This is a genomic window from Mucilaginibacter arboris, from assembly GCF_009754915.1.
Classification (GTDB): Bacteria; Bacteroidota; Bacteroidia; order Sphingobacteriales; family Sphingobacteriaceae; genus Mucilaginibacter_A; species Mucilaginibacter_A arboris.
The window spans coordinates 1-11,200 of the sequence record NZ_WPIK01000028.1; the positions used below are offsets into that span (position 1 = coordinate 1).

At 34.0% G+C, this 11,200-nt stretch carries 13 protein-coding genes; all 13 read right to left on the minus strand.

The window, feature by feature from the left end; genetic code table 11:
- Positions 1 to 180 precede the first annotated feature (180 nt).
- The 13 genes from GO621_RS18230 to GO621_RS18285 all read right to left on the minus strand — a co-directional run bounded on the left by GO621_RS18230 (position 181) and on the right by GO621_RS18285 (position 11,072).
- Positions 181 to 1,188 (minus strand): leucine-rich repeat domain-containing protein, encoded by a 1,008-nt coding sequence (locus tag GO621_RS18230; RefSeq protein WP_157569726.1) that lies wholly within the window; start codon positions 1,186 to 1,188, stop codon positions 181 to 183.
- A 211-nt stretch (positions 1,189 to 1,399) separates the two neighbouring features.
- Positions 1,400 to 1,762: a hypothetical protein gene (locus GO621_RS18235; protein WP_157569728.1), complete on the minus strand. Its 363-nt coding sequence runs from the start codon at positions 1,760 to 1,762 to the stop codon at positions 1,400 to 1,402.
- A 756-nt stretch (positions 1,763 to 2,518) separates the two neighbouring features.
- On the minus strand, positions 2,519 to 2,938 hold the full coding sequence (locus GO621_RS18240) for a hypothetical protein (protein ID WP_157569730.1): 420 nt from the start codon (positions 2,936 to 2,938) through the stop codon (positions 2,519 to 2,521).
- 524 nt (positions 2,939 to 3,462) lie between these two features.
- Positions 3,463 to 3,906: a hypothetical protein gene (locus GO621_RS18245; RefSeq protein WP_157569731.1), complete on the minus strand. Its 444-nt coding sequence runs from the start codon at positions 3,904 to 3,906 to the stop codon at positions 3,463 to 3,465.
- Between the two features lie 162 nt (positions 3,907 to 4,068).
- Positions 4,069 to 4,593 (minus strand): polysaccharide deacetylase family protein, encoded by a 525-nt coding sequence (locus tag GO621_RS18250; protein ID WP_157569734.1) that lies wholly within the window; start codon positions 4,591 to 4,593, stop codon positions 4,069 to 4,071.
- Positions 4,594 to 5,173: 580 nt separating this feature from the next.
- The gene (locus tag GO621_RS18950; protein WP_198170312.1) at positions 5,174 to 5,449 is read right to left on the minus strand and encodes a hypothetical protein; all 276 of its coding nucleotides are present in this window, start codon (positions 5,447 to 5,449) and stop codon (positions 5,174 to 5,176) included.
- A 144-nt stretch (positions 5,450 to 5,593) separates the two neighbouring features.
- On the minus strand, positions 5,594 to 6,082 hold the full coding sequence (locus GO621_RS18255; protein ID WP_157569735.1) for a hypothetical protein: 489 nt from the start codon (positions 6,080 to 6,082) through the stop codon (positions 5,594 to 5,596).
- A gap of 485 nt (positions 6,083 to 6,567) precedes the next feature.
- Positions 6,568 to 7,044: a hypothetical protein gene (locus GO621_RS18260; RefSeq protein ID WP_198170313.1), complete on the minus strand. Its 477-nt coding sequence runs from the start codon at positions 7,042 to 7,044 to the stop codon at positions 6,568 to 6,570.
- Between the two features lie 292 nt (positions 7,045 to 7,336).
- Entirely contained in the window at positions 7,337 to 8,089 is a 753-nt protein-coding gene (locus GO621_RS18265; RefSeq protein WP_157569739.1) for a DUF3223 domain-containing protein, read from the minus strand.
- Between the two features lie 267 nt (positions 8,090 to 8,356).
- A complete protein-coding gene (locus tag GO621_RS18270) occupies positions 8,357 to 8,623 on the minus strand; it encodes a hypothetical protein (RefSeq protein ID WP_157569741.1) in 267 nt (88 codons plus the stop codon).
- Positions 8,624 to 8,903: 280 nt separating this feature from the next.
- Entirely contained in the window at positions 8,904 to 9,275 is a 372-nt protein-coding gene (locus tag GO621_RS18275) for a hypothetical protein (RefSeq protein ID WP_157569743.1), read from the minus strand.
- Between the two features lie 213 nt (positions 9,276 to 9,488).
- Positions 9,489 to 10,184: a tetratricopeptide repeat protein gene (locus tag GO621_RS18280; protein WP_157569757.1), complete on the minus strand. Its 696-nt coding sequence runs from the start codon at positions 10,182 to 10,184 to the stop codon at positions 9,489 to 9,491.
- A 234-nt stretch (positions 10,185 to 10,418) separates the two neighbouring features.
- Positions 10,419 to 11,072, minus strand: a complete 654-nt coding sequence (locus GO621_RS18285) for a DUF4279 domain-containing protein (protein WP_157569759.1) — start codon at positions 11,070 to 11,072, stop codon at positions 10,419 to 10,421.
- Positions 11,073 to 11,200 lie beyond the last annotated feature (128 nt).

The window sequence follows — 11,200 nt, forward strand, 5'->3', positions numbered from 1 at the left end:
GGATTTGAAACCCGTTAGCCCAAAACCAAAGTTAAATTTATAACAAAAAGTTCAATACTGTTTTTACCAGCTAAATTCTGTTCCTTCTGCCGAAGCTGAAGCAAAATAGCAAAACAAAAGTTGATGTTTAATCCGTCCGCCAGTTTTTTGCCAAACCAATGTTGTGTGTAGTTTTTCTTCTTAGTTGCAGGAATACCCTTTGCTTTCGACCATTGCTTTAATGTCTTTGTCAATTTTTAATTTGGTTGTATAAAAGCCTAAATGTTTTAATTTTTTAGGTAATTCTTGTTGCATAAATTTATCAAAGTCAACTTTAGTTTGGTAAATAACTAAAGAATTTAATTGAGGTAAATTTTTTAATTCTACAATTTCTTCAAGTGTCTTACAGTTAATTATTTTTAAGTCTGTTAAATCTGGAAAAACATTGTCAAATTGAATCTTGGGTAGTTGTATTTCATCTTCAATTTTCAGTGTCTTCAATTTAGGAAACTTAGAAATACAGTATAAGTTATTAAAACCACGAACCCAAGTAATATCAAGATTTTCAATTGTATTTTCTTTAATTTCATTTAAGTTTTCTCTACTACCCAAAATGAAATTCAAAGTTTTTAAATTTTTTATTTTATTGATAAAATTAACTGGAACTTTTTTCACGGAGTTTAATGATAAAAACTCTAACTCTGAAAGTTCGCCGATGGCGTCAATATTTTTTATGTGTCCACAAATTGTCAAAGACTTCAATTTTTTGAATTGTCGCAAGTAGTCAAGATTAAAGGCTTTAGTTTTCGTGTCCGCGACAATTAGCTCTGTCAAGTTTTTTAAATTATCAGAATTTAATATTTCTGTGTCTTGCAACTCAAATATACCGATACTAAGACTTTTAAGTTCTGAAAGTTCTTTAATTATTTGTAAGTTGTCTGCTCTTTGCAAGCAGTCAATATATAAGCATTTTACGTTTGGAATTCTTTGCAAAATTCTGCAGTCAAACTGTTTTGAATGATGTCCATAAAATCTTATGCAAAGACTTTCATCGTGTTTAAAACATAACTCATTTATTTCTGAGAGGATTTTGTCTGTATAGCTTTTATCAGCAAATTGAAGAATTACCTTTTTGCCTAATTTGAGTTCGCTTTCAATAAAGCTTATGTCAATTTTTTCAGGATTATTTATACGATTGAATGGTCTCATAAAATTACACACAACGGCGAGGGCTTGGCGAAGAACTGGAATTTAAAACCCGTCAGCCGAAACCAAAGTTAAACTTATAAACAAGTGCTGATGCTTCTTTTATCAGCTTAAATTTATGTTCCTTCAGCTGAAACTGAAGCAAAATAGCAAAAATAAAAGTTGATGTTTTAATCCGTCAGCCAATTTTTTGCCAAACCAATGTTACAGGCAGTTACTTTATTCTATATAAATCGCCTTCATCAAAACCAGTTGCTATTGCTTTTGCTTTTTCGAGAAAGCTATTCTTATAGTCCGGTTTTTGAATATAGTTTTCTATATTTTGCTTGATTTCCGAAAGAATTTCTTCCCAGTCGGCACCAGCTTGTCCGAGCTTTAGATATTTGTCTTTGGGTTCAAAGTCAGCATTACATGCCCAGTCATCGTCGTCTGCGTCAAACTCGTTTGATCCGACCAAATACATTTCATAACCATTTGATGTTTCTATTATTCCGAAATAATAGGCTACAATGTCTGCACTTGGCTTTTCAGTTATTAGAATTTTGTCTAACCAATCGTTAAATATTTTGTCGGTCATTGTCAATTGTACGGTTGTCTTTTGTAATTGCCTGTAACGGAAAAGGCTTGGCGAAGAACTGGAATTTGGAATCCTTCCGCCGAAATCGAAGTTAAATAAAAGTTCAAAAGTTCAATGCTTCTTTTACCAGCTAAAAAACTGATTCGTCAGCCCAAACTGAAGCAAAGCAGCAAAAGCAAAAGTTCAAGTGGCTTTGGTCCGCCAGTTTTTTGCCAAACCCATGTTAGGTGCAGCTTAATTCTTTAGCTGTCAAAATCGGACTTTGCCTTTTTACAAATAAGTTCATAAACAAACCTTCGCCGAGCAATATTGAATAGAAATTTCAGTCAAACGTTTTTGTCCACACAAAAGTCGTCGGTGATTTTATAAACTTTACTGTTTTGGTTGAAAAAGAAGTCAGCCAGTCATACTGTTTTTACCGAGCAAAAATTAGTCTGCCGGAAATAGTTCACCGAAAAAAGTCTGCTAAAAACAGCAAAACAAAAGTCAGCGAAATTCAAAGTCAAACTTACAATTGTTCAAAATCCAGCGTGCAAGTCGGTCGGCGAAATACAGGTTTTAAGTTGCACTTAACGTTCAAGGCTTGGCGAAGAACTGGAATTTAAATTCCTTCCGCCGAAACCCAAGTTCAATTAAAGTAGCAAAGTTCAATACTGTTTTTACAATTGAAAAATGTTCCTTCCGCTGAAACTGAAGCAAAATGGAAGAACAAAAGTTGATGTTTAATTCGTCCGCCAGTTTTTTGCCAAACCAATGTTAGGCGTAGTTCTTCTTTTTGTTTTTCTGGATTATATAAGAAATTAAATATACAGTCAAAAAGTAGGGGAAATAAATAACATAAGTCATAGTAGCTTTTATTGGCCATCCAATTCCCATTACACTTTTTTCAAGACTTTTTACTCGTTCCATATTTTCAGGAAAAACTTGTCGATAAAATTCAATTTCATTCATTCCATCTATATTATATCCATAATGAGTCAAAAGCATTTTATCTGAGACATCTGTCAACCATGCAAAAACCAAAGTTATAAATACAGTTGTAACTATTCCTGTTGTCAGGTAAGCAATAAACTTATATTTGACTTTTAGTTTATCCAGCCTCCTTAAAATAAAAATGGGACTTAAAGCAAGTCCGACAAGTAGAAATAACGATGTTATTGTAGTTAAAGTCTCCATTTAATTGTCAGCTGCGCTTTGTTTCAGAATTACGCCTAACGAAAAAGGCTTGGCGAAGAACTGGAATTCGAAACTCATCAGCCAAAACCAAAGTTAAATTTATAATCAAATGCTGATGCTTCTTTTATCGGCTAAATTTTATTACGTCGGCCGAAACTGAAGCAAAATAGCAAAACAAAGTTTCAACAACTTCCGTTCGCCGGTTTTTTGCCAAACCCATGTTAAACGCATTTTGTGTTTTTGCTTTTTTGGGACAAAAAAAATCTTTAGCGAACTTTGTCGGGCGAAAACGCAAATTGCGATTAACGGAAAAGGCTTGGCGAAGAACTGGAAATAGATTTCCTTCAGCCAAAAGCCAAAGTTAAATTTATAATCAAATGCTGATGCTTCTTTTACCAGCTAAATTTTTGTTCCGTCAGCCGAAACTGAAGCAAAATAGCAAAAATAAAAGTTCAATAACTTCCGTCAGCCAGTTTTTTGCCAAACCAATGTTAGCGGTTCGGCTTTCTGTTGTACAAAAGTTATTATTGAAATACATACCAATTTTTATTGGCGTCTTTAAATGTCGCGATTTCGACAATAATGTCTGGATTGTTTGGATCCAATGATAGAAACAGTTTGTTTTCATTGTCAAAATGAATTACTATTTCTTTGTTGTCAACATAAGAGACAGATTTAACAATTTGTGCAATTAATGAACACAATTTGTCTCGATAATAAGAGTCGCCAAATTTATATTCAATATTTTCAACGGTCACAACTGGCCATATATAAAATGTAAATCCATTTCCATCAAAGTCCACTTGAAGGTAGTCCATGACAAACGTAACTGAACTAAGTTTTTCTTCAATTAAAATGTTGAGAAAGTCTTCCATTGTTTTGTTTTGCAAACGTGTCTTTTTAAGCTGACCGCTAACGGAAAAGGCTTGGCGAAGAACTGGTATTTGAAACTCGTCCGCCCGAACCAAAGTTAAATTAATGTTCCAAAGCTGATGCTTCTTTTACCAGCTAAATTTTATTCCGTCTATTGAAACTGAAGCAAAATAGTAAAACAAAAGTTCAATGATTTCCGTCCGCCAGTTTTTTGCCAAACCAATGTTGGCTGTAGCCTTTTCTCATCGTTCTCATTTTCAAATTTTTTGTTTTTCCTCTATAAGTGTAAATATGTTAGCCAGATTTCCATCGCCCAAATCTTTAAAGCTTAAATTGTAGGTCAAATTAATCAATTTCATTGTTTCCAAGTCATTCCTATTAAAGTCGTTTAAACTACTTTCGTCTGTTATGTAACACTCATAATAGTTGTAGTCTAAAATCTTATCAAAAAAATCTACAGCTACTTGTTCGTGTTTGTCCATTTGTGTTGTCTCTGCAAAACAAATTGGTACATTTGTACCTGGTCTCGGTGCTGTATTGTATTCTAAGTAGTTTTTGAAATTAGTTTTAAGCATTTTAAATGCTTCCTCTTTTGTGTCACCAAGTCCAGTAATTGTCCACCAATTTATGATTTGTACAACCCAGAGTTTTAGTTCGCCAACCTTGTATTCTTCTTTGGTGTCAATTTGTTTTTTATATCGCAAAGGATAATCATCAATATCCCAGCTTGATTTGGTATATGAAAGTATTTTTTTCCAAGCAGCTATCAATTTTTCTGTCACTGTGATATTAATCGTTTAGGTTTTGTCATTCAAGGTTACAGCCAACGGAAAAGGCTTGGCGAAGAACTGAAATTTAAATTCCTTCCGCCCAAAACCAAAGTTAAATTAATAATCAAATGTTGATGCTTCTTTTACCAGCTAAATTTCTGTTCCTTCAGCTGAAACTGAAGCTAAATAGCAAAACAAAAGCTGAAATTGTAACCTGCCAGCCAGTTTTTTGCCAAACCCATGTTAGCCGCTTTTTGTGTTTTTGCTTTTTTGGGACAAAAAAATCTTTAGCAAACTTTGCCGGGCGAAAACACAAATTGCGCCTAACGGAAAAGGCTTGGCGAAGAACTGGAATTTAAAACCCTTCCGCTCCAAACCAAAGTTAAATTAATATCCAAATGTTGATGCTTCTTTTATCAGCTAAATTTTTATTCGTCGGCCGAAACTAAAGCAAAATAGCAAAATAAAAGCTGAAATTGTAAACTGTCAGCCAGTTTTTTGCCAAACCCATGTTAGCCGCTTTTGGTGTTTTTGCTTTTTTGGGACAAAAAAATCTTTAGCAAACTTTACCGGGCGAAAACACAAATTGCGCCTAACGTTGAAGGCTTGGCGAAGGTTGGGAATTTTCAGCAAAAAAGTTTAGTAAAAGCAGTAAGTTCATAAAAGTACAAATTTTCGTAAAAGCATTTTCGCCCAACTTTTGCCAAACCCATGTTAAACGCTTTTTGTGTTTTTGCTTTTTTGGGACAAAAAAATCTTTAGTAAACTTTGTCGGGCGAAAACGCAAATTGCGATTAACGGAAAGGGCTTGGCGAAGAACTGGAAATTGAAACCCGTCAGCCAGAACCAAAGTTAAATTAATATTCAAATGTTGATGCTTCTTTTATCAGCTAAATTTTGTTCCGTCAGCCGGAAATGAAGCAAAATAGCAAAACAAAAGTTGATGTTTAATTTGTCAGCCAGTTTTTTGCCAAACCAATGTTGGCTGTAGTTATATTGTTTCCATTTGTTACTAAATAAATATTTCCTTCAACTCATCAGCATAACTAAATGTCTCAAAGCCTAAGTCTTTTAATTTCAATTCTATTTCTTTTTTCATCGTTAAATAGTTTTTGTGGTAGAGGTCTGATATTTTTCCAATTTTTTTACCGTCTTGCATAAAATACAAATATTCATTGTTACCAGCCGATGAACGAAGAATTGATGTTTTAAAACCATTAAGGTCTTTATACAAGTATTTTTTTGTTGATGAAAGTCCGCCAAATTTTCTAATTGTCAGGAATGTATCCTCAAGTTCAACTTTTATCATTTTAGTCCTGAATTCACCAAAGAACAACCAGATTAAAGTAAAAGTCAATAATAAAATTAATGGCATTCCATGTAACGGCGGAGGATTTTGGGTTTTGTAAAACGTAAAGTAAATATACGCTGAAAGTCCAAATATGAGAGGAAGAATACAGACAACTGGAAAAATAGATTTTAGAGTAAATTTTGAAGTCATAGAAAGTCTGTCAATAATTACAGCCAACGGAAAAGGCTTGGCGAAGAACTGATATTTAAAATCCTTCCGCCCGAACCAAAGTTAAATTAATATTCAAAAGTTGATGCTTCTTTTACCAGCTAAATTTCTATCCTTCAGCCGGAACTTAAGCAAAATAGCAAAATAAAAGCTGGATTGTAAACTGTCCGCCAGTTTTTTGCCAAACCCATGTTAGCCGCTTTTGTGTTTTTGCTTTTTTGGGACAAAAAAATCTTTAGCAAACTTTCTCGGGCGAAAACACAAATTGCGCCTAACGGAAAAGGCTTGGCGAAGAACTGGAAGTAGAAAATCGTCAGCCGAAATCAAAGTTAAATTAATAATCAAAAGTTGATGCTTCTTTTATCAACTAAATATTGTTCCTTCTGCCGAAACTGAAGCAAAATAGTAAAATAAAAGCTCAAATACTTCCGTCCGCCAGTTTTTTGCCAAACCAATGTTAGCAGCAGTTACTTGTCAACTGGAATATGAACGCCAACCATACCAGACATACAATATATAAGAATAATAAAGCAAGTAATCATAAGCACTTTCATAAAATATTTATCTTTTGTACCGCCAACTCGCCCTTCTGTTTTACTGAAATGTCGGAACAATCTACCTCTTCCAGCCTCGAAGGGAATAAATTCTCTATCGTGTGATTTCCAAAAAACTAATCGAATCACATGATAAGCCAAAAAAGTCAACAATGGAAGTTTAGCTAGAGAATAAGGATTGAGTGAAAAGAAGAGACAACAGGCTAACCAAACAAGCGAGAAATAAATACTTCGAAATCGTAATCCAAGTGGACTTGAAGCAGTCTGAACACCTACCACAAATGAGATTGCAAACAAACCATATCCCGTTTTTAAGGGCTTATTATTTAAAAGGTAATGTTGTATTAATACAGCCGATGCAAAAGTCGAAAGTATGATAATATCAGCCACTGTAAACCGCCTTACCTCTAGTTTTCCAATTATGAATATACGCTGTTTAGTATTTGACATCTTCAAAGGCCGCAGGATAGGCAATTGCTGCTAACGGAAAAGGCTTGGCGAAGAACTGGCATTTAAAGTTCCTTCCGTCGAAACCAAAGTTAAATAATTGTTCAAATACTGATGCTTCTTTTATCAGCTAAATTTTATTCCTTCCGCCGGAACTGAAGCAAAATAGCAAAATAATAGTTCAATTACTTCCGTCAGCCAGTTTTTTGCCAAACCAATGTTGCCTGTAGTTTTTTTATTCAATTTTGAGGTCATTATTTGATTGTTTAACTCTTGCCATTCCTGTTCGGCTTAAATTGTTTTCTTTTTTCACAATTCTAAGATTGGCTTTTGTCTTGTGATATAATATAAAGTCTGTTAATAAATGTGTATCACTAAACAAAAGTAAATTGTTGTCATTAACAAAATATTCGATTTTGCTTGTGTCGATTTGTCTTATTTCTTTAAACCTGTCGACTATTATTGAAAAAGTATTTGGTTGTCTATGGTCAACTACTAAACTCTCCCATTTGCATAATTCACCTGTTTCTTGACACTTAACTTGTCCTTTGTAAGAATTATTGTCAAAGTATTTCTGCTTTATCGCCCTCATATCGTTTTGTATAGCATTTCTACAAGCAATATTAAAAATGTTTTCAGGGTTGTATTTTGTTCTATTTATTGATTGTATATATGAAATGTAAGAGCTTGATGAGTCGCTATACACAATTTCAAAACACTTCGTATTGAATTGCACTTTTCCAATAATAATATCAACAATTTCTACATCTTCTTCAGTACCGGTATCATCAATATTTTCTTCTTTATTTTCACTTTCCACATCGTCATAGAAAGAATATTTGTAGTAAATTAAATCCAAAACATCATTGTAGTGCTCGTCACTTAATGATTCTTGAAACCTGTATGAACTAAGAATATTTTTGTAATGATTTAAAGCGTCTTTTTTGTGCTTAAAAACTTTGTTACCAATAGTAGTAGGATTTTTCATACTTATTCAAAGTCACTAAAAGCGAAGTCATTTGTCGGTGAGTGTCCGCTAAAATTACAGGCAACGGAAAGGGCTTGGCGAAGAACTGGAATTTGAAACTCGTCAGCCCAAAACCAATGCTAAATTTATAACAAAATGTTGATACTTCTTTTACCAGCTAAATTATTGTTCCGTCCGCCGAAACAGAAGCAAAATAGCAAAACAAAAGTTCAATAATTTCCGTCAGCCAGTTTTTTGCCAAACCAATGTTGTGCGTTCGCTTTTTTGTTAACCTTTTGCCGCTATAATCTTCTGTGCGATTTCTTCACAATGATTTTTGTTTCCGGTAAATCCCATGTTTACTGTCTCAATTTTATAAAGTTGTTCTGCAATTTTCACTTTGTCTGCACCTTGAATTGTCAAACTAAAAATTTGAGGCGTATAACTTTGATACTCATCTCGAACGTCTTCGATGTCATTTACACCAATCGGATCCCAATCTTTCCAAAGTATTTCGTCAATTACCTTGTATAGTTTTTCATATTGTTTGGTCATTGTCTATTTTTACTGTTATCCGAAGTTTTAAAGTATTCTTTAATATTTGTCAAGCTAAATTAGTCTGACCAAAGTGACGCACAACGGAAAAGGCTTGGCGAAGAACTGGAATTTAAAACCCTTCCGCCGAAACCAAAGTTAAATTAATGTTCCAATGTTGATGCTTCTTTTACCAGCTAAATTTTATTCCTTCCGCTGAAACTGAAGTAAAATAGCAAAACCAAAATTGATGTTTATTCTGTCAGCCAGTTTTTTGCCAAACCAATGTTATGCGTAGTTTTCATTCCACTGTTCTTTCATATACTGATAATTCAGCTTTCCAACTTTCTTCGTTCAAGTTCGTAAAATATTGCTCTTCCATTTCCTTTTTATTAACTGCCTTTGGGTTTAATACAAAAACTCCTTGACGAAATAACCTTTTTGCATATGTATGAAATACTTGATACATAGTCCAAACCATTAAGTCGTCAAAAGTATCTTCATGTCCGACAGTTTCTTCTACATTGTCCCAAAGTCGGCTAAATGTGTTTGAACGAAAATGATCATTGTTAGTCGGCGTTGTTTCTGGTATGTCAATTGTTGAGCCGTCAGAAAAATCAATTAAGTCGCCCCAAAGAGGAATTATTCTATCGTAAATTTCTATAAACGTCATTTCGGCAAATTACGCATAACGGAAAAGGCTTGGCGAAGAATTGGAATTTGAAACTCGTCCGCCGAAACCAAAGTTAAATTTATATTCAAATGTCAATGCTTCTTTTATCAGCTAAATTTTATTCCGTCAGCCGGAACTGAAGCAAAATAGTAAAACAAAAGTTGATGAAACATTCGTCAGCCAGTTTTTTGCCAAACCAATGTTATGCGGCGTTTATCTTTTACATCCTTGAGTTAGAGCTTCTGTATATTCCTTCGTTATTGGCTTCCCGCCGAGCTTTTCACATTCATCATAATACTTCCAGGCATTACTGCAATCGTGTTTAACAAAATAACATGCCGAAAGCTTAAAGAGCGTGTTTTGGTTTTTAGGGTTAATAGAATAAGATTGCTTAAACAGTTTTACTGCCTCGTTAAAATCATTCTCGTTTCGACTTGTCATATATCGCGTCATATATACCGTCGCTTCGTCGGTTAATATATTTGTACTATTCGGATTTAACTTTAACCCTTCTTCATATTGCATTAATCCACTTTGAGAATCATGGAAAGTAAAATAAATAGCGCCAAAGCCCCAAAACGCATCTTCGTTTTTTGGATCAAGTAGCCAAGCCTGATTAAACCTGGACATTGCAGTTTTTAAATCCTGTCTATATAAATAATCGAATCCTAATCTCACCAAATGATCGGAAGCTTTACGGGGAGTTCCGTCTGCTTCGAGGGCAGTCTTGATAAATTTCTCATCGGCTTCCTTTTGCTCGTCAGTCTTAGGAACATTTCCGTACTTTGGCAAAAGCCTGCTATCTGAACTTGCAGCTACTTTCCAATCCGTATAACTTATGGATTGGCCAAATGTGACTGCTGAAAATAAGAGAAGTGTTAAAGTGAGATAAAAGTAATAGTATTTCATAGTGGATTAGTTGTCGTTTAGGAATGTCGCATAACGGAAAAGGCTTGGCGAAGAACTGGAATTAGAAACCCGTCAGCCGAAAACCAAAGTTAAATTAATATTCAAAAGCTCAATACTATTTTTACCAGCTGAATTTTAATCCTTCTGCCGAAACTGAAGCAAAATAGCAAAATAAAAGCTGATGTTTATTCCGTCAGCCAGTTTTTTGCCAAACCAATGTTAGCAGTAGTAGTTCTATTCTTTGAAACTGTTTCCGCTGACATATAAATCAAAGTTTATTGATAGTTTTAACTCGTTCATTCTTCGAATATCGTCGCTGTCGATCGTAGGTCCGCCAATCATTCCATTTCCATTATGTATATCCATTGCAATCTGTATATATCCATCTGCAATTTCAACAAGTCTTTTAATACCATCATTGTCTTGTTCTAAAAAGTCAAGTAATTTTTTCAATTTGTCTTCAAATTCGTCAGGTTCAGGATTAGGCAAAATTTTGAAGGAATTATACTTGTGATTTGATTTACCATTTTTTCGTAAATCGCCTTTATTCCAACTTTCAGTTGGTTTTAACTTTGTAATTGCGGTTAACTCTTTGGCGGTTAAAATTTCAGATGTGGCTATAAAATAAACTTGATGAAATGCTTCAGTCCCAATATTTGTGATTTCATTTGTTGAAGTGTTAATATAAACTGCAAAATAGAATTGTTCACCAATTACTGGTAAATAGGCGATAATATAATCCGCTTTAGCTTCACGGTCAATACGGGCAATTTTTAGTTTATTGTCAGCATAAATGGGATTATGAATTTCAAGATATTGTTCAGTCGCACCAAGGGTCTTTTCCTTAAATTCTCTTTCTATAAGTTCTATAGCTTGGTCGTCTGTCATACTATTACTGCTAACGGAAAAGGCTTGGCGAAGAACTGGAAATAGAATTCCTTCCGCCAAAACTGAAGTTAAATTTATAACAAAAAGTTTAATACTGTTTTTAGAAGCTAAATTTTATTCCGTCAGCT

Bases quoted from the DNA above. Each gene is read 5' to 3' on its own strand.
- GO621_RS18230 (WP_157569726.1), bottom strand. From the start codon at position 1,188: ATGAGACCATTCAATCGTATAAATAATCCTGAAAAAATTGACATAAGC.
- GO621_RS18235 (WP_157569728.1), bottom strand. From the start codon at position 1,762: ATGACCGACAAAATATTTAACGATTGGTTAGACAAAATTCTAATAACT.
- GO621_RS18240 (WP_157569730.1), bottom strand. From the start codon at position 2,938: ATGGAGACTTTAACTACAATAACATCGTTATTTCTACTTGTCGGACTT.
- GO621_RS18255 (WP_157569735.1), bottom strand. From the start codon at position 6,082: ATGACTTCAAAATTTACTCTAAAATCTATTTTTCCAGTTGTCTGTATT.
- GO621_RS18265 (WP_157569739.1), bottom strand. From the start codon at position 8,089: ATGAAAAATCCTACTACTATTGGTAACAAAGTTTTTAAGCACAAAAAA.
- GO621_RS18270 (WP_157569741.1), bottom strand. From the start codon at position 8,623: ATGACCAAACAATATGAAAAACTATACAAGGTAATTGACGAAATACTT.
- GO621_RS18275 (WP_157569743.1), bottom strand. From the start codon at position 9,275: ATGACGTTTATAGAAATTTACGATAGAATAATTCCTCTTTGGGGCGAC.
- GO621_RS18280 (WP_157569757.1), bottom strand. From the start codon at position 10,184: ATGAAATACTATTACTTTTATCTCACTTTAACACTTCTCTTATTTTCA.
- GO621_RS18285 (WP_157569759.1), bottom strand. From the start codon at position 11,072: ATGACAGACGACCAAGCTATAGAACTTATAGAAAGAGAATTTAAGGAA.